This is a genomic window from Streptomyces sp. HPF1205 (genome assembly GCF_020400825.1).
In the GTDB taxonomy this organism is placed as follows: Bacteria; Actinomycetota; Actinomycetes; order Streptomycetales; family Streptomycetaceae; genus Actinacidiphila.
The window spans coordinates 22,286-46,284 of sequence record NZ_JAINVH010000014.1 but is presented as its reverse complement, the minus strand read 5'-3'; the positions used below and the strand labels follow the sequence as shown (position 1 = coordinate 46,284).

15 protein-coding genes are annotated in these 23,999 nt (G+C 74.5%); 10 read left to right on the top strand and 5 right to left on the bottom strand.

The window, feature by feature from the left end; genetic code table 11:
• The first annotated feature begins 292 nt into the window (after positions 1–292).
• Positions 293–2,767, top strand: coding sequence for a DNA helicase PcrA (pcrA, locus tag K7G61_RS17650; protein WP_225847828.1), 2,475 nt, complete (start codon positions 293–295; stop codon positions 2,765–2,767).
• A 79-nt stretch (positions 2,768–2,846) separates the two neighbouring features.
• On the opposite strand, the gene K7G61_RS17645 is transcribed toward pcrA, so the two are convergent.
• On the bottom strand, positions 2,847–4,457 hold the full coding sequence (locus K7G61_RS17645; RefSeq protein WP_225847827.1) for a M23 family metallopeptidase: 1,611 nt from the start codon (positions 4,455–4,457) through the stop codon (positions 2,847–2,849).
• Positions 4,458–4,611: 154 nt separating this feature from the next.
• Positions 4,612–5,505, bottom strand: coding sequence for an alpha/beta fold hydrolase (locus K7G61_RS17640; RefSeq protein ID WP_225847826.1), 894 nt, complete (start codon positions 5,503–5,505; stop codon positions 4,612–4,614).
• Between the two features lie 366 nt (positions 5,506–5,871).
• Between K7G61_RS17640 and K7G61_RS17635 the strand changes: the two genes are divergently transcribed.
• Positions 5,872–6,285, top strand: coding sequence for a cobalamin B12-binding domain-containing protein (locus K7G61_RS17635; protein WP_225847825.1), 414 nt, complete (start codon positions 5,872–5,874; stop codon positions 6,283–6,285).
• A 621-nt stretch (positions 6,286–6,906) separates the two neighbouring features.
• Here the strand turns inward: K7G61_RS17635 and K7G61_RS17630 are convergent.
• Positions 6,907–8,520 carry a DUF5691 domain-containing protein gene (locus K7G61_RS17630; protein WP_225847824.1) on the bottom strand — a complete coding sequence of 538 codons (1,614 nt, stop codon included), beginning with the start codon at positions 8,518–8,520 and terminating at the stop codon, positions 6,907–6,909.
• A 68-nt stretch (positions 8,521–8,588) separates the two neighbouring features.
• The gene (locus K7G61_RS17625) at positions 8,589–9,941 is read right to left on the bottom strand and encodes an SWIM zinc finger family protein (protein ID WP_225847823.1); all 1,353 of its coding nucleotides are present in this window, start codon (positions 9,939–9,941) and stop codon (positions 8,589–8,591) included.
• A 161-nt stretch (positions 9,942–10,102) separates the two neighbouring features.
• Between K7G61_RS17625 and K7G61_RS17620 the strand changes: the two genes are divergently transcribed.
• The 6 genes from K7G61_RS17620 (at position 10,103) to K7G61_RS17595 (ending at position 20,340) form a co-directional block, all read left to right on the top strand.
• The gene (locus tag K7G61_RS17620; protein WP_225847822.1) at positions 10,103–11,326 is read left to right on the top strand and encodes an AAA family ATPase; all 1,224 of its coding nucleotides are present in this window, start codon (positions 10,103–10,105) and stop codon (positions 11,324–11,326) included.
• On the top strand, positions 11,323–13,938 hold the full coding sequence (locus tag K7G61_RS17615; protein WP_225847821.1) for a DUF5682 family protein: 2,616 nt from the start codon (positions 11,323–11,325) through the stop codon (positions 13,936–13,938). Before K7G61_RS17620 ends, K7G61_RS17615 begins: the two co-directional genes overlap by 4 nt.
• A complete protein-coding gene (locus K7G61_RS17610; RefSeq protein WP_225847820.1) occupies positions 13,931–15,097 on the top strand; it encodes a VWA domain-containing protein in 1,167 nt (388 codons plus the stop codon). The genes K7G61_RS17615 and K7G61_RS17610 overlap by 8 nt, the downstream gene beginning before the upstream one ends.
• A 362-nt stretch (positions 15,098–15,459) precedes the next feature.
• On the top strand, positions 15,460–16,632 hold the full coding sequence (gene sucC / locus K7G61_RS17605) for an ADP-forming succinate--CoA ligase subunit beta (RefSeq protein WP_225847819.1): 1,173 nt from the start codon (positions 15,460–15,462) through the stop codon (positions 16,630–16,632).
• A 26-nt stretch (positions 16,633–16,658) separates the two neighbouring features.
• Positions 16,659–17,543 (top strand): succinate--CoA ligase subunit alpha, encoded by an 885-nt coding sequence (gene sucD, locus K7G61_RS17600; protein WP_225847818.1) that lies wholly within the window; start codon positions 16,659–16,661, stop codon positions 17,541–17,543.
• 1,393 nt (positions 17,544–18,936) lie between these two features.
• On the top strand, positions 18,937–20,340 hold the full coding sequence (locus K7G61_RS17595; RefSeq protein ID WP_225847817.1) for a DUF6350 family protein: 1,404 nt from the start codon (positions 18,937–18,939) through the stop codon (positions 20,338–20,340).
• Positions 20,341–20,392: 52 nt separating this feature from the next.
• Here K7G61_RS17595 and K7G61_RS17590 read toward each other — a convergent pair whose 3' ends face one another.
• Positions 20,393–21,286 carry a hypothetical protein gene (locus tag K7G61_RS17590; RefSeq protein WP_225847816.1) on the bottom strand — a complete coding sequence of 298 codons (894 nt, stop codon included), beginning with the start codon at positions 21,284–21,286 and terminating at the stop codon, positions 20,393–20,395.
• Between the two features lie 368 nt (positions 21,287–21,654).
• On the opposite strand from K7G61_RS17590, the gene purN reads away from it, so the two are divergent.
• Both purN and purH read left to right on the top strand, forming a co-directional pair.
• On the top strand, positions 21,655–22,281 hold the full coding sequence (gene purN, locus K7G61_RS17585; RefSeq protein WP_225847815.1) for a phosphoribosylglycinamide formyltransferase: 627 nt from the start codon (positions 21,655–21,657) through the stop codon (positions 22,279–22,281).
• Positions 22,278–23,876 carry a bifunctional phosphoribosylaminoimidazolecarboxamide formyltransferase/IMP cyclohydrolase gene (gene purH / locus K7G61_RS17580; protein WP_225847814.1) on the top strand — a complete coding sequence of 533 codons (1,599 nt, stop codon included), beginning with the start codon at positions 22,278–22,280 and terminating at the stop codon, positions 23,874–23,876. The genes purN and purH overlap by 4 nt, the downstream gene beginning before the upstream one ends.
• Positions 23,877–23,999 lie beyond the last annotated feature (123 nt).

Genomic DNA, 23,999 nt, shown 5'->3' with positions numbered 1-23,999 from the left:
TCCTTTCGGACACCCATTCGGGCGCTTGCTGGCGCCGCACGCTAGCCAAAGCGCGCTCCCGTACGGAAGGGCGATGTCCGATAGGCCCGATACCTTTTCGTAATCTTTTGCGGTTGCCATACGCGGGGACGGGTGGCGGTCGCGGAGCGTGACGAGGGGGGCGCGGGGAGAAGCCGCGGCAAGGGGTTACGGGGGACGGTAGGGGGCGGCGAGGGCCCGAGCGGGCGCCCCGGCCCCCGGCCGACCCGGAACGCACGTGCCTGTCACCCGGGGCGCCTAGACTCGGTAGACGATGAGCAGCCTCTTTGACGAACACTTCCTGGCCGGGTTCGACGCCCCCCACGGGCCCGCCGGCGCCGAGCAGCCCCCGCCGCCCGAGGAGGAGGACGGCCCCGAGCACGTACCCGACGGACTGTTCGGCGACCGCTTCGACGGGCCGCCGCGGGACTCGTACTACCGGGACGGTGCCCCGCGCCCGGCGACGGACCCGCGGCAGCTCCTGGAGGGGCTCAACGAGCAGCAGGCCGCCGCCGTCGTGCACTCCGGGGGGCCGCTGCTCATCGTCGCGGGCGCCGGCTCCGGCAAGACCCGGGTACTCACCCACCGCATCGCCCACCTGCTCGCCACCCGCCACGTGCACCCCGGCTCGATCCTCGCGATCACCTTCACCAACAAGGCGGCCGGCGAGATGAAGGAGCGCGTCGAGCAGCTCGTCGGCCCGCGGGCGAACGCGATGTGGGTGTCCACCTTCCACAGCGCCTGCGTGCGCATCCTGCGCCGCGAGTCCAAGGTCCTCGGCTTCACCTCGTCGTTCTCGATCTACGACGCCGCCGACTCCAAGCGGCTCATGGCGCTGGTCTGCCGGGACCTCGACCTGGACCCCAAGCAGTTCCCGCCGAAGTCCTTCAGCGCCAAGGTCTCCAACCTCAAGAACGAGCTCATCGACGAGGAGACCTTCGCCGCCCAGGCCGAGAACACCTTCGAGAAGAAGCTCGCCGAGGCGTACGCGATGTACCAGGCGCGGCTGCGCGAGGCCAACGCGCTGGACTTCGACGACATCATCATGACCACGGTCAACCTGCTGCAGGCGTTCCCCGATGTCGCCGAGCACTACCGGCGCCGCTTCCGGCACGTCCTGGTCGACGAGTACCAGGACACCAACCACGCCCAGTACACCCTGGTCCGCGAGCTGGTCGGCACCGGCGAGGCCGCCGCCGAGCTGTGCGTGGTCGGTGACGCCGACCAGTCCATCTACGCCTTCCGCGGCGCCACCATCCGCAACATCCTCCAGTTCGAGGAGGACTACCCGGACGCCCGCACCATCCTGCTGGAGCAGAACTACCGCTCCACCCAGACCATCCTGTCGGCCGCCAACGCCGTCATCGAGCGCAACGCGAGCCGCCGCGCCAAGAACCTGTGGACCGAGGCCGGCGACGGCCCGGCCATCGTCGGCTACGTCGCCGACACCGAGCACGACGAGGCGCAGTACATCGCCGACGAGATAGACCGGCTCACCGACGCCGAGCAGGCCCGCCCCGGCGACGTGGCCGTCTTCTACCGCACCAACGCCCAGTCCCGTGTCTTCGAAGAGGTCTTCATCCGGGTCGGGCTGCCGTACAAGGTGGTCGGCGGCGTCCGCTTCTACGAGCGGCGCGAGGTCCGCGACGTCCTCGCGTACCTGCGGGTCCTGGCCAACCCCGAGGACACGGTGCCGCTGCGCCGGATCCTCAACGTGCCCAAGCGCGGCATCGGCGAGCGGGCCGAGGCGATGATCGACGCCCTGGCGGCGCGCGAGCGCATCTCCTTCCCCCAGGCGCTGCGCCGCGTCGACGAGGCGTACGGGATGGCCGCGCGCTCGGCGAACGCCGTCAAGCGGTTCAACACGCTCATGGAGGAGCTGCGCACCATCGTGGAGTCCGGCGCCGGGCCGGCCGTGGTCCTCGAAGCCGTGCTGGAGCGCACCGGCTACCTGGCCGAACTGCAGGCGTCCACCGACCCGCAGGACGAGACCCGGGTGGAGAACCTGCAGGAACTCGCCGCCGTGGCGCTGGAGTTCGAGCAGGAGCGGGCCGAGGACGAGCCCGGCACGCTGGCCGACTTCCTGGAGCGGGTGGCGCTCGTCGCCGACTCCGACGAGATCCCGGACGAGGAGGCGGGCGGCGGGGTCATCACGCTCATGACCCTGCACACCGCCAAGGGCCTGGAGTTCCCGGTCGTCTTCCTCACCGGACTGGAGGACGGGGTCTTCCCGCACATGCGGGCCCTCGGCCAGGTCAAGGAGTTGGAGGAGGAACGCCGGCTCGCCTACGTCGGCATCACCAGGGCCCGTGAGCGCCTCTACCTGACTCGCTCGGTCATGCGCAGCGCGTGGGGGCAGCCCTCGTACAACCCGCCGTCCCGCTTCCTGGAGGAGATCCCGGACCCGCTGGTCGAGTGGAAGCGGACCGGTTCCTCCGCGACGTCCGTCGCCGCCGGCGGCGGTGGGGCGGTCTCCAAGGCGGCGGCGTCCCTGTCCTCGACGCTGGCCGCCCGCGGCCGGTCCGGCTCCAACGGCTCCTCCGGCTCCAACGGGTTCGCCACCCGCCGCTCCGGCGACCGCCCGGTCATCTCGCTGGCCGTCGGCGACCGCGTCACCCACGACCAGTTCGGGCTCGGGACGGTCATCGCGGTCACCGGCCGCCCCGGCGACGAGAAGGCCACCATCGACTTCGGCGACGACCGCCCCAAGCAACTGCTGCTGCGGTACGCGCCGGTGGAGAAGCTGTAGCCGCCGCCGGCCGGTGGGACCGCGGCGGCGGTCGGCGGCGGGTCGGGTGCTGGGCGCTGGGTGCGGTGCCGGTGAGTGACTAGCGCGGGTCGAGGCCGTGTGCGAGGAGCCACGGCAGCGGGTCGATGGGCCGGCCGCCGTCCGGCCGCACCTCGAAGTGGAGGTGCGGGCCGGTGGTGTTGCCCGTGTTGCCGGAGTACGCGATGACCGTGCCGGCCTTCACCTTGCCGCTGCGGATCTTGGTACTGCTCAGATGGCAGTACCAGGTCTCCGTCCCGTCGGGAGCGGTGACTATCGCCATGTTGCCGTAGGACGGGTTCCACTGCGTGCGCACCGTGCCGTCGGTCGCCGCCATCACGGGCGTGCCGACCTGCACGGGGAAGTCGATCCCGGTGTGCAGCATCATCCAGTGCTCGCCGGCCTGGCCGAAGTACGCGCTCAGGCCCTTCTGCGTCACCGGCAGGACGAACTTCGGCCGCAGCGCCTCCTTGCGGGCCGCCGCTTCCTGCTTGGCCTTCGCCGCCGCGGCCTGCCGGTCCTTCAGGTCGAGCCGCTGCTGGGTGCGGCTGGCGCGGGTCGCGAAGTCGTCGGCGTCCCGGCTGACCCCGCTGAGCTGGCGGTCCAGTTGCGTGGTCGGCTGGCTGCCGCCCGAACTCCCGGCGTCCGCCTGGGCCTTGGACGAACCCTGGGCCATGCCCACACCGCCGACCGCCGCCGCGCCGACCGCGGCCACGCCCATCACGGCCACCGACGGCACGGCGATGGTCAGCAACGCCGAGCGCTTCGCCGGTTTGCGGCGCCTGCTGCGCGCGACCGGGCCGCCGCCGTCCCCTGCGGGACCGTCCGCGGCGTAGTCGTGCCGTACGTGCTCGTCGGGGTCGAGGTCGCCGTCGTCGACGCCGAGGTCGCTCTCGGTGTCGACGACGCCAGGGGCGTACGCGGGGCCGTCCGCGGAGGCGTACGGGCCGGCTGCGCCTTCGTGGTCATCGGCTGCGGTTGCGGTTGCGTCTGCGTGGCCATCGGTGCCGGTGCCGGTGCCCGCCGGGTGGTACGAGGGCTCGGTAGCCGTGACGCCGCCCAACTGCTCGTATATCCCGGTGTCGCCGTTGGCGTCGTACCCGTATCCGTATTCGTAACCGGGTCCGTAGCCGTTGCCGTCGCCGTACCCGTAGGCCGGATAGCCGCCGGAGTCCCAGTCCGCCTGCGGGGACTGCGTCGCCTGCTGCGGGATGCCGCCCGGCCACAGCGCGGTGCTGTCGTAGGTGCCCGTGTCGTAAACACCGGTGTCGTAGACGCCCGTGTCGTAGGAGGCCGTGTCGTAGGAGGCCGTCCCGGTCGCCTGCTGGGTGGGCTGGGCGGTGGCGTACGCGTACGGGTCGTACATCGCGTACGTGCCCGTCTGGTCGTAGCCGGTGCCGTACTCCGTGGGGTAGCCGTACCCGAACCCGTACCCGTTCGTCTGGTCGAACTGCTCGTACGCGCTCTGCTCGGGAGCCGGCCCGGTCCCGGCGCCGCCCTGCCCGTACGGGTCGTACGCCTCGTACGCCTGGTACGCCTCGTTTGCGGCAGGGGCGCCGTACGTGTCGGACGTGCTGTACGCGGTGGGGAAGGTGGTGCCGGCGGTGCGGTAGGAGCCCGTGGAATAGGCGTCGTACTCGTGGGCGTTGAGGCCGGGGGGGTACCCCGACATGGGCCGATCGTTCACCGCCAGCTTCTCTTTCGCCTCGGCAGCAGGAGAATTAGCGGCGACTGTAGCTGTCCTCACCCGGCCCCGACAATCTCCGGCCGGGATCTGGCGTCCACCTTGCCCGGTGTTCGGTTGATATTCGACCGTTATGTGTCCGTTATGCGGCGTCGACGGTGCCGTCCGCCGGGCCCTCCCCGGCCAGTGCCCGCCGTATCTGCGCGGCCACCGTTCCGTGTACCGGCAGGGACAGGTGTCCGATTCCGCTCACGGCGATGTTCGCGATCGTCAGGTCGGGATGTTCGAGGCGCGCCGCCTCCGCCGGGATCATGAGCTGGTCGAGGTCGCTCCAGAAGGCCACGAACCGGGTGCTGCACCCCTTCGCCGGCCGCGCCAGCTCCTCCAGCACCTCGGAGCCGGGCCGCATCTGCCGGGCCAGCGGATGCGGGGCCAGGGCGGGGATCGACCGGGTGCCGGCGTGCGGCGTGCCCAGTGTGACCAGCGTCCGTACCCGCGTGTCACCGCCGAGACGCTGCACGTAGTACCGCGCGATCAGCCCGCCCAGGCTGTGCGCCACGATGTCCACCCGGCCATGGCCCGACTGCTCGCATATCTGTTCGATGTGCGGGCCCAGGACCTGCGCCGTGTTGCGGATGTCCCCGGCCAGCGGGGAGTAGTTGAGGGCCTGCACCCTCTTCCAGCCGTGCCGCTGGAGCGAGCGGCGCAACAGGGTGAACGTCGACCGGTTGTCCACGAAGCCGTGCAGCAGGAGCACCGGGGGGCGGCCGAGGCCCTGGGTCGGCGGGCCGGCCGGTTTCGTCAGCCGGTCGCCCTTGGGCGGGTCCGGGCTCGCGGACGGTGACGGGATGCGCTCGGGGAGTATCCCGGTCGGGTAGAGCAGCATGTGCCCGGCGAGCACGGCCAGGTCGATGGCGGTCACCCGGAGCAGATCGGCGCCGTGCTTGCCCCAGCTCAGCGGGCCCCAGCGACTGTCGCCCGGTTCGTCCCCCGGATCTTCCCCGAATGGCTGTACATCTGAGGACTGGGCGGCCATGACCCACCTCCCGTCGTGGCGCCACGGGGTCTGTCTCGGCCCTGCGACGCCCTCGGCGGGAGCCGGAGCGGAGGCCGCACCGCCACGCCCTGCGGCTGCGAGCGCGGAGATGCGGCGTCCTGACAGCGGCTCCTGCGGAACGTGCCCGAGCCCGGCACCGCCGCTCCGGCGTGTCCCGCGCCGGAGGGGCTCTGGCGGGCCCGGTCCTGCTGAATGTGTCCCATTGTGTGATTTCCCCCTCGGAGCCCGGCGTAAAACTGACGTGCGCCGGACGGGGGCGATAACGTGCGTTCACACGGTGTGGTACGCCGCCCCGTCGCGGTGACCCGAGTCCCAGGCCCTTGGGCCGTAGCCATGGAGGCAGTGATGGGTGTGTCCGGACCGATCCGCGTGGTGGTCGCCAAGCCGGGTCTCGACGGCCACGACCGCGGAGCCAAGGTCATCGCACGGGCCCTGCGCGACGCCGGCATGGAGGTCATCTACACCGGCCTGCACCAGACGCCGGAACAGGTGGTCGACACGGCCATCCAGGAGGACGCCGACGCGATCGGGCTGTCCATCCTCTCCGGCGCTCACATGACGCTCTTCGCCAAGGTGATAGAGCTGCTCAAGGAGCGCGACGCGACCGACATCAAGGTCTTCGGCGGCGGCATCATCCCCGAGGCGGACATCCCTCCCCTGAAGGAACTGGGCGTCGCCGCGATCTTCACCCCCGGCACCCCCACGAGCGACGTCGTCGCCTGGGTGAACGCCAACGTCCCCCAAACGGCCGACGCCTGATCCCGCCATACGGGTGCCCGCTGCCGCCGCCGGGCCGGTGGCGGCCCCGGGCTACGGTGCGGCGGGACGCCCCGACGCACGCGGCGGGCGGGGCGTGGCGGGGTGGCGGCTGGCGCGTGGCAGCGGCGCGGCGGGGTGGCCCGAGGCGCGGCGTGGCGGCCTTGCGGCATGGCGCGGCGGGGTGGCCCGAGGCGGGGCGGTCCGAGGCGCGGCGGCCTGACGGCGTGGCTCGGCCCGAGGAGGTGCGGGCGGCCTGAGGCGCGGCGTGGCGGGCGCTGACGGCTGGCGCGTGGCAGCGGCGCGGCGCGTCGGCCCTACGGCGTGGCGCGGGACGGCCTGAGGCTGGGTGGCCCGAGGCGCGGTGGGGCGGCCTTACGGCGCGGTGGCGTACCGGAGACGGCATCCGCCGGCTCCGCCCCCCCTGGGCCCGGGGGAACCCACCTGGACGGGTGCGCCCCTCCCCCTGGCCGCACCCGCGGGCCGCACCCGAGGGCTGCACCCGCCCTTCCCGCGGGCCGCATCCGCAGGGCGTACGCGCGCCCCCTCCCGTGGGCCGCATCCGCAGGCCGCACCTGCAGGCCGCATCCCGCCCGCCGTCTCAACGCCCCCTTCGCTTGTCTCTCACTCGTTCTCCGCCCGTCCGGGTGAGCCCGGGGCGGTACTTCCCGGGCGCAGCTCGGCAAGCATGAGTGCGCGCAGCCGCAGCGTGCCGGTCAGCCGCTGGAACGCCTCCGCCCAGTACGCGCTCGCTCCCGGCGCGCTGTCCGGCCGCTCCTCCGGGGCGGCGGCGAGCAGGGCCACGCGGTCGGCCGCCGCCGGGTCGAGGCACCGCTCGGCCAGGCCCATCACGCCGCTGAAGCTCCAGGGGTAGCTGCCCACGTCCCGGGCCACGTCCAGCGCGTCGATAACCGCCGCGCCCAGCCGGTCCGACCACGGGACCGCGCACACACCCAGCATCTGGAACGCTTCGGACAAGCCGTGCGTCGCTATGAAGTCCGCCACCCACTCCGCCCGCTCCCGTACGGGCAGGATCGACAGGAGCTTCGCCGGGTCGCCGACCGCCGCGACGGGCGCGGCCGGGGCCGGCGGCGGCCCGAGCAGTGCCCGCGCCCACGCCGGGTCCCGCTGGCGCACCGCCGCCCGGCACCAGGCGGCGTGCAGGTCCCCCTGCCAGTCGTCGAGCACGGGCAGCGCGACGATCTGCTCGGGGGTGCGCCCGCCGAACCGGGCCGGCCACACGGCCAACGGCGCCGCGTCCACCAACTGGCCCAGCCACCAGGCCCGTTCGCCCCTGCCGCTGGGCGGTTTGGCGGCCACCCCGTCGCGTTCCATCGCCGCATCGCACTCGTACGGCGCCTCGACCATGATTCCGTCCGGACCCAGCGACACACAGCTGCGGGCGCGCGCCGCCATGCGCTGGGCCAGTGCCGACCCGGGCAGCGCCGACAGCAGTTCCGCGGCCGTCGCCCGCACATTGCGGCTGCGGTCGGACAGCGCCTCCTCCAGGAACTCCTCGTCCGCCGGACCCAGCCCGGTCCGCAGGGAGTCCAGGAACATCAGCCGGTCCTCGGCCCGCTCCCCGCGCCAGGTCGAGGCCAGCAGGTCCAGCGCGGCGGCCGGGTCGGCCAGCCGCAGCCGGGTGAGCAGGGCGACCCGCTCGGCGAACAAGCCCTCCTCCCACAGACGCCGCGCCGCCTCGGGCTCCTCCGCGACCCGGCCGGGAGCCGCCCCGGCCCGGCCCGCGCGCAACGCGAACTTCCAGTCGGGGTTCAGCTCCGCCAGCCACAGGCCGCGCGGCCCCGCCAGCGCCAGGGCGTCGGCCCGCAGGTCGGTGCGGGCCCTGGCGGCGTCCAGCAGCGCCGGCAGCAACTCGGGCGGGGCGGCGTATCCCTCCGCGCGGGCCGCGCCCAGCCACTGGGGCAGCAGCTCCGCGAGGTTGGGCGCCGCCCCCCTGCGCCAGGCCCGCGAACCGTCCCCCGCACGGTCCGCCAGCAGCATCGCCAGCCGCCGCCGCGCGGCGTCCGGCAGCGGCGGCCGACGGTCCGCCGGCGCGGGCCTGGGCCGCTCCCCGGCAACCCCCGGGGTGAGGCCGGCCCTGCGCCGCACCACTCCGCTCGCCGCGGCGTCCAGCAGGCCGGCCGCCGCCTCCTGCGCGTCCCCCACCACGCCCGGCGGGCGCCGCCGCTCCGTGCCCAGCAGGGCGCTGCCCACCAGGTCGTCCCACTTCACGTCCATCGATTCCCCCTTGTCCGCTGCGTCATGTGTCCCGAGGAGCGGGCCCCGCCCCGCAAGGCGACGGCGCCCTACAAGGCGACGGGTTCCGGCGAGCCGCCCGCCCATGCCGTCAGCGGGCGTATGCCGGTCGGGCCCAACTCGCCGAAGACGGTCAGGGGGTGACCGCCCGACACCGCGGCCAGGCGCCACAGCGACTGCGCGGAGCCCGTGGCGGCCACCGGGACGGCGTCCCGCGAGCCGTCGTCCGCGAGCTGCCAGCGGTCGGCGCCGGGCAGCGGCACCACGGGGGAGAGCAGGACCGGGAAGGCGTCGAGCCAGGGATCGTCGGCCAGCGCGGAGCCGTACGCCGCCAGGGCGGTGCCGACCGTGGTGCCGGCGGGCACGCGGGACGGCGCCTGGACGCCGTGGCGCGGGCCCAGAGCGGCACGCAGCGGCAGGGCGGCCGGGTGGTAGGCGAGCTCGGCGTCCATCACCGTGCCCACCGGGAGGACCAGCTCGGGCGCCCGCCCGGCCGCTCCGAACGACAGCAGGAGGGCGAACCGGTCGGCCTCCTCGTCGTGCAGCCAGATCCGCCGGGTGGTCAGCCGGTCGTCCGCCGAGTCGTGCTGCGACAGGACGAGCCACTGGCCCCGCACGGTCGGACCGGCCAGCAGCTCCGCCGCGTCCACCGTGAACCCGACCCTTGTCCGCACGGTGTCCGCGAGCGGGCCCGGCAGCCCTTCCCGGCCGAGGAACCCGCGGGCCAGCAGGTGCAGAAGCGCCGTCTCCTCCAGCATCCGTGACGGCCAGTCGCCCCCGGTGGCCACCACCGCCCCCACCTCCCGTACGCGCGCGGCCAGTCCCGGTGCCTGCGCGTCGACCATGCGCGCCGCGATCTCGTCCCACGGCTGGTACCCGGCGCGGTCGGCGCCCGCGAGACCGCCGCGCAGCAGGTCGGTGAGCCGCTGTTCCAACTCGGCGGCGCCCCCTTCCACCCGGACCGCCCGGCGGTCGGCCCGCCGCCGCGCCGCTTCCGGGTCGGCCGGGCCCGCTGCGGCCCGGGCCGGCGGCTCGGCCCCGCGCTGCGCCGCCTTCTCCCGGCGCGCCGCGGTCCACTGCTCCACCCAGTCCGGCGCGGCGGCGGCGCCGACCGGCCCCGAATCGCCCCCGGCCCACAGCAGCAGCAGACCCAGCGCGTGCTTGCACGGGAACTTGCGGCTCGGACACGTGCAGCGGAACGCGGGACCGCTGAGGTCGACCGCCGTCTGATACGGCCTGCTCCCACTGCCCCTGCACTGCCCCCACACCGCCGCGCCCGCCGTCCCCGTGCCCGTCCACGGCGCAGGCGTGGCGAGCCGCGCGCCCGCTTTCCTCGATGAGTCGTCAGGCGCGAGCGCGAGCACCTGATCGGCTGTCCACCGTGCGTCCGTCTCCATGCCCATCACGGTAGGGGGAGCCACTGACAATCGCTCTGAGCTGCGCGGATCGCGGAAAGTGACCGATTGTCAGTGGCGGGGTGCATGGTGGAACACAGCACCGGCCGAGAGGTCGTGCGGCGGGATTTTTCCCGCATTTCGACGTATCGATCGACTGGGGGAGAGCCATGTCAGAAACGACCGGGGCCGGGGCCGGGACCGGCATCGCGACCGAGCGGGACCGGCAGGGCGGCCCGCTCGCGGACGCGGGCGCGCGGCCGAGCGCGCTGCTCGACGCGCACGAAGAGAAGAGCGGGGACGGGGAGAAGAGCGGGCAGGCGCTGCGGCCGTGCGCCGAGGACGCCTTCGCGGACGAGCTCGCCGCGCTCGCGGCCGCGGACGACCGGCCGCGGCCGGCGCGCTGGAAGCTGTCGCCCTGGGCCGTGGCCACGTACCTGATGGGCGGCACACTGCCCGACGGCACCGTGATCACCCCGAAGTACGTGGGCCCGCGGCGCATCGTCGAAGTCGCCGTCACCACTCTCGCCACCGACCGTGCGCTGCTGCTGCTCGGCGTGCCCGGCACGGCCAAGACATGGGTGTCGGAGCACCTGGCCGCGGCGGTCAGCGGCGATTCCACCCTGCTGGTCCAGGGCACGGCCGGCACCCCGGAGGAGGCGATCCGCTACGGGTGGAACTACGCGCAGCTGCTCACCCACGGCCCGAGCCCGGACGCGCTGGTGCCGAGTCCGGTGATGCGGGCGATGGCCGAGGGACGGATCGCCCGTGTGGAGGAGCTGACCCGTATTCCGGCCGACGTGCAGGACACCTTGATCACCATCCTGTCCGAGAAGACCTTGCCGATACCGGAGCTGGGTACGCAGACCCAGGCCGTGCGCGGGTTCAACCTGATCGCGACCGCCAATGACCGCGACCGCGGGGTCAACGACCTGTCGAGCGCGCTGCGCCGCCGCTTCAACACGGTGGTGCTGCCGCTGCCCGCCACCGCGGAGGAGGAGGTGGACATCGTCGCCCGCCGGGTCGAGCAGATCGGCCACGGCCTGGACCTGCCCGCGGCCTCGCGGGGTACGGACGAGATCCGCCGCGTCGTCACCGTCTTCCGGGAGCTGCGCGGCGGCGTCACCGAGGACGGCCGCACCAGGCTCAAGTCCCCCTCGGGCACGCTGTCCACGGCCGAGGCGATCTCGGTCGTCACCAACGGCCTGGCGCTCGCCGCCCACTTCGGCGACGGTGTGCTGCGGGCCGGTGACGTCGCGGCCGGCATCCTGGGCGCGGTGGTCCGCGACCCGGCCGCCGACCGCCTCGTCTGGCAGGAGTACCTGGAGACGGTCGTCCGCGAGCGCGACGGCTGGAAGGACTTCTACCGCGCCTGCCGCGAGGTGTCGGCATGAGCACCCTTGCCGCGAGCGGCACCCCGCAGGCCCGCGACCTGGCGGCGGCCGGCCGGGCGGCCGGACAGGCTCGCGACGCGCCTGCGGTCGCGTCCCGGGCTTCGGGCTCCCGCGGTGCGTCCGGAGCGCGGACCGGGGACCTGGTGCTGCTGGGGGTGCGCCACCACGGCCCCGGTTCGGCCCGGGCCGTGCGGGCTGCGCTGGACGCCTACCGGCCGCAGGCCGTCCTCATCGAGGGGCCGCCGGAGGCCGACGCCCTCGTGGCGCTGGCCGCCGACGCGGAGATGCGGCCGCCGGTCGCGCTGCTCGCGCACGTCCTGGACGACCCGGCTCGTGCGGCTTTCTGGCCCTTCGCCGAGTTCTCCCCCGAGTGGGTGGCCCTGCGGTGGGCCCTGGAGGCGGGTGCGGACGTGCGGTTCATCGACCTGCCGGCCGCGCACACGCTGGCCCTGCGTACGGCCGTCGAGGACGAGGCGGCCCCCGGGAATGCGCCCGGCCATGGCGCCGGACCGGACCCGGAGGACCGCCCGGACCCCCAGGACTGCCCGGATCCGGAGGAGCCGGCCGGGGACGCCGAGGCCGTACGGGTGGATCCGCTGGCGGTGCTCGCCAGGACCGCCGGGTACGACGATCCGGAGCGGTGGTGGGAGGACGCCGTGGAACACCGGGCGCAGGCCGAGGGCGGGGACGCGCTCGCGCCGTTCGAGGCCCTGGCCGAGGCCATGGGGATGATCCGCGAGACCTACGGCGACGGCGGGCACGACCAGGACCCGCTGCGGGAGGCGCACATGCGGCTGCGCGTCCGCGAGGCCCGCAGGGCGCACGACAGGACGGCGGTGGTGTGCGGTGCCTGGCACGTCCCCGCGCTGGCCGCGCGCACGACGGCGGCGGCGGACCGGCAGCTGCTGAAGGGTCTGCCCAAGGCCAAGGTGGAGACGACATGGGTGCCCTGGACCCATCGCCGTCTGGCCCGGGCCGGCGGATACGGGGCGGGGATCGACTCGCCGGGCTGGTACCAGCACCTGTTCACCTCGCCCGACCGCCCGGTGACGCGGTGGATGACCAAGGTCGCGGGGCTGCTGCGGGACGAGGACCTGCCGGTGTCGTCCGCGCACGTCATAGAGGCCGTGCGGCTGGCCGACACCCTGGCTGCGATGCGCGGCCGGCCGCTCGCCGGGCTCGGCGAGACCATGGACGCGGTCCGCGCGGTCATGTGCGACGGGTCGGACGTGCCACTGGCCCTGATCCGGGACCGGCTGGTGGTCGGCGACGTGCTCGGCGACGTCCCGCCGGACGCCCCCGCCGTGCCGCTCGCCCGCGACCTGGCCCGTGAGCAGCGCAGGCTGCGCCTCAAGCCCGAGGCGCTTGAGCGCGAGCTCGACCTGGACCTGCGCAAGGACGTCGACGCGGCCCGCAGCCAACTCCTGCACCGGCTGCGGATGCTGGGGATCGGCTGGGGCGAGCCGGCCGCGGGGCGGGCCGGGAAGGGGACGTTCCGGGAGAGCTGGCGGCTGCGGTGGGAACCGGAGGTGGCGATACGCGTCGCGGAGGCCGGGATCTGGGGCACCACCGTGGAGACGGCGGCGACCGCCCGGGCGCAGGACGAGGCCGTCCGCGCCACCACGCTCGCCGAGGTCACCTCGGTCGCCGAGCGGTGCCTGCCGGCCGGGCTGGCCGGCGCCCTGCCCACGGTGATGCGGGCGCTGGCGGACCGCGCCGCCCTGGACGCGGACGTCGCCCACCTCGCCGCCGCGTTCCCCGCCCTGGTGCGCGCGGTCCGTTACGGCGACGTGCGCGGCACCGACTCCGCCGCCCTCGCCCGGGTCGCGGAGGGCCTCGCCCAGCGCATATGCGTCGGGTTCCCCCCGGCCTGCGCCGGTCTCGACGCGGACGGCGCCGCGGCCCTGCGCGTCCACATGGACGAGGTCCACCGCGCGATGGCCCTCCTCCCGGACGGCTCCCGCGCACGGGAACTGCGCGAGGCGTGGTCCGGGATGCTGCGCGGCCTGGCCGAGCGGGACGGCGCGATATCAGGGCTGTTGCGGGGCTCCGCAGCGCGGCTGCTCCTGGACGAGGGCCGGCTCGGTGCCGGTGAGGCCGCGCGGCTCATGGGTCTGGCGCTGTCCGCGGGCACCGGTCCGGCCGAGTCCGCGGCCTGGATCGAGGGCTTCCTGGCCGGCGGCGGGATGCTGCTGGTGCACGACGAGCGGCTGCTCGGGCTGGTGGACGGCTGGCTGGCCGGGGTGAGCGGGGAGGCGTTCACGGACGTGCTGCCGCTGCTGCGGCGGACGTTCGCCGAGTTCGAGCCCGGGGTGCGCAGGACCGTGGGGGAGCTGGTGCGCCGCGGCCCGGCCGGGGAGCGCCGTCGCCGGGACGCCACCGAGGTCGGCCTGCCCGGTTTCGGGCCCGGCGTCGACCGTGCGCGCGCGGACGCCGCCGCCCACACCGTAAGGCTCCTGCTCGGCACCACGACGACCACCGACCTGGCGGCCGCCGGGATTCCGGGGCCGGTTCCGCGGACGGCACCGGCGCCCGCGGCCGGAGGCATGCCCGGCGCCCCAGTACCCGAAGACCTTCCCACCCGCGCCTCAGGAGGCCGTGACGATGACTGACACCGAAGAGCGGTTGCGCCGTTGGCGGTTGGTGCTGGGCGGCGGGCCGGCGGACGGCACCGGGCACGAACTGGCCGGGCGGGACGCGGCGATGGACCGGACGCTCACCGCGTTGTACGGGGCCGGGCGGGCGGGCGGCGCCGCGGCCGGCGGCGGGAGCGGTGAGCGGGGGGCGGGGCTCGGCGGCTCGGCACCGCAGGTGGCCCGGTGGCTGGGGGACATCAGGACGTACTTCCCCAGTTCCGTGGTGCAGGTGATGCAGCGGGACGCCATCGACCGGCTCGGGCTGTCCGCGCTGCTGCTGGAGCCGGAGATGCTGGAGGCGGTCGAGGCGGACGTGCACCTGGTGGGCACGTTGCTGTCGCTGAACAAGGCGATGCCCGAGACGACGAAGGAGACCGCGCGGGCGGTGGTCCGCAAAGTCGTCGAGGACCTGGAGAAGCGGCTCGCGACCCGGACCAGGGCCACCCTGACCGGCGCGCTGGACCGCAGCGCCAAGGTGCGCCGCCCCCGCCACCGGGACATCGACTGGGACCGCACGATACGGGCCAATCTCAAGCACTACCTGCCCGAGTACGGCACGGTGGTGCCCGAGCGGCTGATCGGGTACGGCCGGGCCGACCAGGCCGTGAAGAAGGACGTGATCCTTTGCGTCGACCAGTCGGGGTCGATGGCGGCCTCGGTCGTCTACGCCTCCGTCTTCGGCGCCGTGCTGGCCTCGATGCGGTCCATCGCCACCAAGCTGGTGGTCTTCGACACCGCCGTGGTCGACCTGACGGAGCAGCTCGACGACCCGGTGGACGTCCTGTTCGGCACCCAGCTCGGCGGCGGCACCGACATCAACCGCGCGCTGGCGTACTGCCAAACGCTGATCACGCGCCCCGCCGAGACCGTGGTGGTGCTGATCAGCGACCTGTACGAGGGCGGGATACGCGACGAGATGCTGAAGCGGGTGGCCGCGATGAAGGCGTCGGGAGCGCAGTTCGTGGCGCTGCTCGCGCTGTCGGACGAGGGGGCGCCCGCGTACGACAGGGAGCACGCGGCGGCGCTGGCGTCCCTGGGAGCCCCCGCGTTCGCCTGCACGCCCGACCTCTTCCCCGAGGTCATGGCCGCCGCGATAGAGAAGCGCCCGCTCCCGGTGCCCGCCGTGCCCGCCTGACCCGCGGCCGGTGCGCCCCGGCCGCCCGAGCCCGAGCCCGAGCCCGAGCCCGGGGCCTCGCCCGCCCGTGCCCGTCGGCCCGCCCCCCGAGCGCCTCACGGACGCAAGGTTGTGACTGTTCTCACCGCCATCACGCGACCCGCGATTTAGGTCGGCAGTACCGACGGCGATAACCTGCAAGACGGACATGCCGCGCCCTCGGTCACCGTGTGCGCTTCCCTTGTGACAGTGCAGTCGCCCTGCCCGTAGCGGCACGCCCAGGCGGATCTGGCAGCGCTGTACACCCGGCGGCAGCAGCCCGAGACGCTCCTGACATCCAGGGACAATCCAGGGAACACCAGGGAAAAGGGAGACGGACGCGCGTGGACCTGTTCGAGTACCAGGCGAGGGACCTCTTCGCCAAGCACGGGGTACCGGTGCTGGCCGGTGAAGTCATCGACACGCCTGAGGCGGCGCGCGCGGTGGCGGAGCGACTCGGCGGCCGGGCGGTCGTCAAGGCGCAGGTCAAGACGGGAGGCCGCGGCAAGGCCGGCGGTGTGAAGCTGGCCGCCGACCCGGCGGACGCCGTCGCCAAGGCCGAGGCGATCCTCGGGATGGACATCAAGGGCCACACGGTCCACAAGGTGATGCTCGCCCAGACCGCCGACATCAAGGAGGAGTACTACGTCTCCTTCCTCCTCGACCGGGCCAACCGCACCTTCCTGGCCATGGCCTCCGTGCAGGGCGGCGTCGAGATCGAGGTCGTCGCGGAGGAGAACCCCGAGGCGCTGGCCAGGATCCCGGTGGACGCGCTGGAGGGCGTGACCCCGCAGAAGGCCGCCGAGATCGTCGCGGCCGCCAAGTTCCCGGCGGAGGTCGCCGACCAGGTCGCCGACGTGCTGCAGCAGCTGTGGACCGTCTTCATCAAGGAAGACGCCCTGCTGGTCGAGGTGAACCCGCTGGTCAAGACCGGTGACGGCAAGATCATCGCGCTCGACGGCAAGGTCTCGCTCGACGCCAACGCCGACTTCCGCCAGCCCGACCACGAGGCGCTGGAGGACAAGGCCGCCGCCAACCCGCTGGAGGCCGCCGCCAAGGCCAAGGGCCTGAACTACGTCAAGCTCGACGGCCAGGTCGGCATCATCGGCAACGGCGCGGGCCTGGTCATGAGCACCCTGGACGTGGTCGCGTACGCCGGTGAGGCGCACGGCGGCGTCAAGCCGGCCAACTTCCTCGACATCGGCGGCGGCGCCTCCGCCGAGGTCATGGCGAACGGCCTGGAGATCATCCTCGGCGACCCGGACGTGAAGTCCGTGTTCGTCAACGTCTTCGGCGGCATCACCGCCTGCGACGCGGTGGCCAATGGCATCGTGCAGGCCCTGGAGCTGCTGCGGTCCAAGGGCGAGGAGGTCACCAAGCCCCTGGTCGTCCGCCTGGACGGCAACAACGCCGAGGAGGGCCGCCGCATCCTCACCGAGGCGAACCACCCGCTGGTGGAGCAGGTGGACACCATGGACGGCGCCGCCGAGCGCGCCGCCGAGCTGGCCGCGAAGTAACAAGGGACGAGGACCGAGACACAATCATGGCTATCTTCCTCACCAAGGACAGCAAGGTCATCGTCCAGGGCATGACCGGTTCCGAGGGCATGAAGCACACCCGCCGCATGCTCGCCTCGGGCACCAACATCGTCGGCGGCACCAACCCGCGCAAGGCGGGCCAGACGGTGGACTTCGACGGCCGCTCCGTACCGGTGTTCGGCACCGTCAAGGAGGCCATGGAGGCCACCGGCGCCGACGTCAGCGTCATCTTCGTCCCGCCGGCCTTCGCCAAGGGCGCGGTCATCGAGGCGATCGACGCCGAGATCCCGCTCGCCGTCGTGATCACCGAGGGCATCGCGGTCCACGACACCGCCGTCTTCTGGGCGCACGCCCAGGCCAAGGGCAACAAGACCCGCATCATCGGCCCCAACTGCCCCGGCCTGATCAGCCCCGGACAGTCCAACGCCGGCATCATCCCGGCCGACATCACCTCCGCCGGCCGCATCGGCCTGGTGTCGAAGTCCGGCACGCTGACGTACCAGATGATGTACGAGCTGTCCGACATCGGCTTCTCCTCCGCGGTCGGCATCGGCGGCGACCCGGTCATCGGCACCACCCACATCGACGCGCTCGCCGCGTTCGAGGCCGACCCCGACACCGACCTGATCGTCATGATCGGCGAGATCGGCGGCGACGCCGAGGAGCGGGCCGCGGCCTTCATCGAGAAGAACGTGACCAAGCCGGTGGTCGGTTACGTGGCCGGGTTCACCGCGCCCGAGGGCAAGACCATGGGCCACGCCGGCGCCATCGTCTCCGGCTCCTCCGGCACCGCCCAGGCCAAGAAGGAGGCCCTGGAGGCCGCCGGCGTCAAGGTCGGCAAGACGCCGTCCGAGACCGCCCGCCTCGCCCGGGCCATCCTGGCCGGCTGACCAGCGGCCGCCGGCCGCCCGTCCCGCCGTTCGACGGCGCGGGCCCGCTCCCCCGAGGGGGACGGGCCCGCGCCGTCGTGCTGTCCGGCCCCGTACCCCTGGCGCGGTTCCTGTCCCGCTCCGGCCCCGTGCCCGTGGCCCGCTGCCGGTCCCAGGAGGACGGCGACCGCGGTCGCCGCGGCGATGAGCCCGGACAGCGCCAATGACGCGACCACCCGCCGCCGCGCCCCGCGCTCGCTCGCCTCCCGCACGGCGGCCGGTGAGGGTACGGGTACGGATACGAGCCCCGGCCCGGGCCCGCCGTCCTCCAGCAGCGCCCGCAGCGCCGCCGCGACCGCCGCCCCGCCGCCGTCCGCCGCGTCTCCTCCCGCGCCGCTCTCCCCGCCGCCCTGCCGCGGATCCCGAGCCGGCAGTGCAGCGGCCAGGGACTCCCGCGCGCCGGCGATCCGCGCGGCCGTCGCCGGCGCGCCGGCCTCGACCTCCACCGCCACCTCGGCCGGACTGAGTCCCACCGCGTCCCGGAGCACGACCGCGCGGCGCCGGGCAGGCGGGAGCGCGAGCAGCGCGGCCGCCAGCGCTCCCACGGGCGCGGGCCTCGGGTGCCAACGTCCGGGCAGCCACCGCTGCCAGGGCGCGAGCGCGAAGTCGTACGCCGCCGCGCGCACCCATCCGACCGGATCACCGTCCCGGGCGACCTCGGGCCACTGCTGCCAGGCCAGGTCGAAGGCGCGCGTCACGGCCCGGCCCGCGAGCCCCGCGTCGGCGGTCAGCAGCACCACCTGCCGTACCAGGCCGTCGGCGGAGCGCGCGTACAGCCCGTCGAAGGCGTCCTCGGGCGTACGGGCCGGCGTTCCGGCCTCGTCCGCGCGCTCCTGTACGGGCCCGGGTCCGCCCTGCGGGGTTACGCCGGCCGCGCCCCCGCCGCCCCCGTCGTTCCCCTCCGGGGCGCCCTCCGGGGCGCCCTCCGGGGCTTTCTCCGGGGTCTTCCCAGGGGCCGCCTCAGGTGCCCTCTCCCGGGCTTCCGAGGCCGCCCGGGCCGTCGCCGGGGACTTCCTGCGCGGACTCATCGGCCGGTGTCCGTCGGGAGCCCGGGGGACCGGTCGGCTGATGATCGGAACAAAAGACGCATAAGCCTTATCGTGTGCGACACGGCGGCTGTTCACCTGTTCCCTGGGCGAAACGGGTGCGGTCGGCATCATGGGACGCCATGACGGACTCCTCCGACGGCCCGGACCCGGCGCCCGCCCCCGATCCCCGGCCGCCCGCCCCGGATCCCGGGTCCGCGCCCGGGCCCACGCCTGCCCCTCCTCCCGCCGGAGCCGGGGCCGGCTCCGGCTCCGCTGCCCGGCCGCCCCGCCCGGCTCCGGAACGGGAGGCGGGCCGGCGGTGGCCGGTGGCCCGGGTGTCGGCCCTCGCCGCCGGGGCCGTCGCCGCCGGGCTCGGACTGGGGGTGCCGGCCGCGGTCGTGCTGCTGCTGTGGATCGGCTCGCCGTTCCCCGACAGCGACCTCGGCGGGGCCCTGCACGTCGGCGCCGGGCTCTGGCTGCTGGCCCAGGGTGCGGACCTGGTCCGCACCCAAACGCTTTCGGGTGACCCTGCGCCCATCGCCTTGACGCCCTTGCTCCTGAGCGCGCTGCCCGCGTGGCTGCTGTACCGGGGCACGGTGTCGGCCGTCGTGGCGGAGGACGCGAGCGAGCCGCGCGAGGCGGCGGTGGTGGGCGGCTGGGTGCTCGCCGGGTACCTGTCGGTCGTCGCGCTGGCGGTGACGTACACGGCGAGCGGTCCCGTCCACGTGGCGCCGCTCACCGCGCTCTACGTGCCGCTCTTCGCGGCGGGCGCCGCCGGGTGCGGGGCGTGGACGGGGTGCGGGCGGCCCTTCGGACGGCTGCGGGGGTACGCGGGCGAGGCGCGCGCCGCGCTGCGTGCGGCCGCCGTCGCCACCGGCGTGCTCCTGGCCGGGGGCGCGCTTCTGGGCGGCGCCTCGCTCGCCTGGCACGCGGGCCGGTCCGGCGCCACGTACGCCCGGCTCAGCACCCCGCTGGTGGGCCGCTTCTCGCTGTTCCTCCTCGCCGTCGTCCTCGTCCCGAATCTCGCGGTGTGGGGCGGGTCCTACGCGGTCGGCGCCGGGTTCGCCGTCGGGACGGGGACGGCGGTCGCGCCCGCCGGCACCTCGGGCCACCCCGTCCTGCCCGACTTCCCGCTGCTGGCCGCCGTGCCGTCGCCGGGTGCCGCCGGGGCGGGCTGGGCGGCGCTCGCCGTGCCCGTGCTGGCCGCCGCGGGGCTCGCCGTCTGTCTCGGCCGCGAGCCGCTGGCGTTCGGCCGGGCCGTGCGCGCCGCCGCCGGGGCCGCGCTCCTGCACGGCCTCGCGTTCGCCGTCCTCGCCGCCTGGTCGGGCGGCGCCCTCGGCACCGGCCTGCTCGCCGACTTCGGCCCCACCTGGTGGTACGCGGGCGCGCTCGCCACCGCCTGGGCCCTGGCCCTGGGCCTGCCGGGCGCACTTGTCGTACGCCGCTTCGGACCGGGCCGCCGTACCCGCCCCCACCCGTCACCGCCGAAGACGGCGACCCGGACGCCGACGCCCGGGGCGCCCCCGCCGTCCGTACCGGCCCCGGCCCCCTCGCCGACCGGCCCGGCGACCGAATCACCGACCGGCCCGGCGCCGGCCGCGGCCACGGCACGGAAGCTCACGCGGACGCGCGTGGCGCTCTTCCCGCCCCCCGAGCAGGACGGCCCGCCCCTGCCGGACCCTCTGCCGTGGCCGGCTCCGCCCGAGCCGCTCCCGCCGCCCGAGGAGTGAGGAGTGAGGAGTGAGGAGTGAGGGCGCTCAAGGCGGTGCCGCCCGGGCCCCGTCAGTCGTGGAACGCCGAGAGGTGGCGGAACGGGGCCGGGAGGAGCTTCTCGCAGGACTGGGACGCGGGCGTCGTGAGCGCGTCGGACTTGCAGGTGTAGTAGTCGCGGTAGGCGAGCTGGAAGGCGTAGGCGGTCGCGACCAGGGCGAGGGTGATCGCGGAGGCGATGATGCCGGTCCAGGCCGCCGTCAGGAAGGAGCGCTGCGCGTCCGGCCCCGGGGCGGGCGGCGCGGGGCGCGGGGTCTGGGTCGCGTCGGCCAGCGCGGACGCGGCGGACGCGCGGGCGCGGGCGCGGTCCTCCGGGGACATCCGCAGCGCGGAGACGCCCCAGTAGAGGGCGAGGGCGCCCAGCAGGAAGCCCACCGCGATCCAGCCGAAGAGGACGAAGATCAGGCCCCATCCGCCGCAGACCAGGGCGTAGCGGGAGCGCCGCTGCGCCGGGTCCGTCGGGTCGAACCGCGGGCCCTGGCCCTGCGGACCGGTCGGCGGCGCGTCGGGCCGGCGGGCGAACGGCTCCGGACGCCCGGACTGCGGCTGCCGGCTGCTCCACTGGCTGCCCCACACGGGAGGCGGCGGGGCGCCCTGGCCGTCCGGCCCGCTCCCGCCTCCGGCGCCGCCTCGGCCCCCCGCGCCGCCCTGCCGCCCCGGCCCCTGACCGGCCGGGCCGCTCTGATCGCCCTGATCGCCCTGGCCGTGCTCGCCGGAACCCCGGGCGCCGTCACGAGATCCCCCCTCGCCCCGGCTCCCGCCGTCCTGCCCCTGTGGCAGCCTGGGCTGCCAGGGGCGGTCCGGTGCTCCCTCGGGCGGCGGCGCGAACGGGTTGTCCCGCTGATCGCCCTCCGGCGCGCGCAGCGCGATGTGAATACGGCCGCTGCTCATGATGTAAAGCGCCATCCCCTTGGGCTCGACTCTCCTCGTGACCGATGCATGACCGGCGCCTGTGGTGCGGGCGGTGCCTGTGACCGCCCGTACCGCCGGTCCGCATGAACGATGTCCGTGAACGAAATATGTCGCCGACGCGAGGTTCCCGCGTCCTTGCCGTGTCCCGCGGACCCCCGACCGCGGCCGTGCGATACCACTGCCAGGTGCAGACGCTACCCTCCGGCCGCTCCCCCGTCCCGTGGGGGCCGCCGGGAGTGCCGGTATCGTTGCTGACGGTCGGCGGCCTCGTAGGGTTCCCCGGAATCCGGCCGGCCCCGTCCTCGTAGGATCATCCAAGCCTGAGCCCCATCACGAGCCGCACCCCGAGAGAGCTCCCGCCCGTGGCCCCCCGTAACGCCCCCGCCCGCCTCGTCGTCCTCGTCTCCGGTTCCGGCACGAACCTGCAGGCCCTGCTCGACGCCATTGCCGCCGACCCCGGTTACGGCGCCACCGTCGTGGCCGTCGGCGCCGACCGCACCGGCATCGCCGGCCTCGAACGGGCGGAACGCGCCGGCCTGCCCACCTTCGTCGTCAGGGTGCGGGACCACGACTCCCGTGCCGCGTGGGACCTGGCCCTGGCCGAGGCCGTCGCCGCCCATGAGCCCGACCTGGTCGTCTCGGCCGGCTTCATGAAGATCGTCGGCAAGGAGTTCCTCGCCAGGTTCGGCGGCCGGTTCGTCAACACCCACCCGGCGCTGCTGCCGAGTTTCCCCGGGGCGCACGGCGTGCGCGACGCGCTCGCGTACGGCGCCAAGGTCACCGGGTGCACCGTCCACTTCGTCGACGACGGCGTCGACACCGGCCCGGTCATCGCCCAGGGCGTGGTCGAGGTTCGGCCGGACGACACGGAAGAAGCGCTCCACGAGCGCATCAAGGAAGTCGAGCGACGACTGCTCGTCGACGTAGTAGGGCGGCTGTCACGCGACGGCTACCGCATCGAGGGACGAAAGGTTCTGATTCCGGCATGAGCGCCGACGTTACGAACGCCGACGGCACCACCACCGCCGAGGGCGGCCGCAAGCCCATCCGCCGCGCCCTGATCAGTGTCTACGACAAGACCGGCCTGGAGGCGCTGGCCCGCGGCCTGCACGAGGCCGGGGTCGAGCTGGTCTCCACCGGGTCGACGGCCGCGACCATTGCCGCGGCCGGCCTGCCCGTCACCAAGGTGGAGGAGCTCACGGGCTTCCCCGAGTGCCTGGACGGCCGGGTGAAGACCCTGCACCCGCGGGTGCACGCCGGCATCCTGGCCGACCTCCGCCTCAACGACCACCGCCGCCAGCTGGACGAGCTGGACATCCGCCCGTTCGAGCTGGTCGTGTCCAACCTGTACCCCTTCCGCGAGACGGTCGCCTCGGGCGCCAGTGACGACGAGTGCGTCGAGAAGATCGACATCGGCGGCCCGTCGATGGTGCGCGCCGCCGCCAAGAACCACCACAGCGTCGCCATCGTCACCAGCCCCGGCCGCTACGAGGACGTGCTCGCCGCCGTCAAGAGCGGCGGTTTCGACCTGGCGGCCCGCAAGCGCCTGGCCGCCGAGGCGTTCCAGCACACCGCCGCCTATGACGTCGCGGTCGCCTCCTGGTTCGCCTCCTCCTATGCGGCGGACGGCGACGGGGACTTCCCCGACTTCATCGGCGCCACGTACGAGCGCCTGAACACCCTTCGCTACGGCGAGAACCCGCACCAGGGCGCGGCGCTGTACGGCGACGGCACCGGCGGTGGGCTGGCCGGCGCCGAGCAGGTGCACGGCAAGGAGATGTCGTACAACAACTACGTCGACACCGAGGCCGCGCGCCGCGCCGCGTACGACCACGACGAGACGTGCGTGGCGATCATCAAGCACGCCAACCCCTGCGGCATCGCCGTCGGTTCCGACGTGGCCGAGGCGCACCGCAAGGCGCACGCCTGCGACCCGGTCTCCGCGTACGGCGGGGTGATCGCGGTCAACCGGCCGGTCTCGGTGGCGATGGCGGAACAGGTCGCGGACATCTTCACCGAGGTCATCGTGGCGCCGGACTACGAGGACGGCGCCGTCGAGGTGCTGGCCCGCAAGAAGAACATCCGGGTGCTGCGCTGCCCCGAGGCGCCGCGCGCCGCGCTGGAGTACCGGCCCGTGGAGGGCGGGATCCTGGCGCAGACCAAGGACCGCCTCCAGGCGGAGGGCGACGACCCGGCCACCTGGACGCTGGCGACCGGCGAGGCCTTGGACGCGGACGGGCTGGCCGAACTCGCCTTCGCCTGGCGGGCCTGCCGGGCGGTGAAGTCCAACGCGATCCTGCTCGCCAAGGACGGCGCCACCGTCGGTGTCGGCATGGGCCAGGTCAACCGCGTGGACTCCGCCAAGCTCGCGGTCGAACGCGCCGGGGCGGAGCGCGCGGCCGGCTCCTACGCGGCCTCCGACGCCTTCTTCCCCTTCCCCGACGGCTTCGAGGTCCTGGCCGCCGCGGGCGTCAAGGCGGTCGCCCAGCCGGGCGGTTCCATCCGCGACGAGCTGGTGGTCGAGGCGGCCCGGAAGGCGGGCGTCACCATGTACTTCACCGGCACCCGGCACTTCTTCCACTGAGGCCGCGTTCCACTGAGGTCGCACACGACCGCCGGGCCGCACCCTATGCGTCGGGTGCGGCCCGGCGCATAGGGTGCGGCCGTCTGCGCGCCTTACACGCGGTCAGCGGGTCGTTCGCCGAGC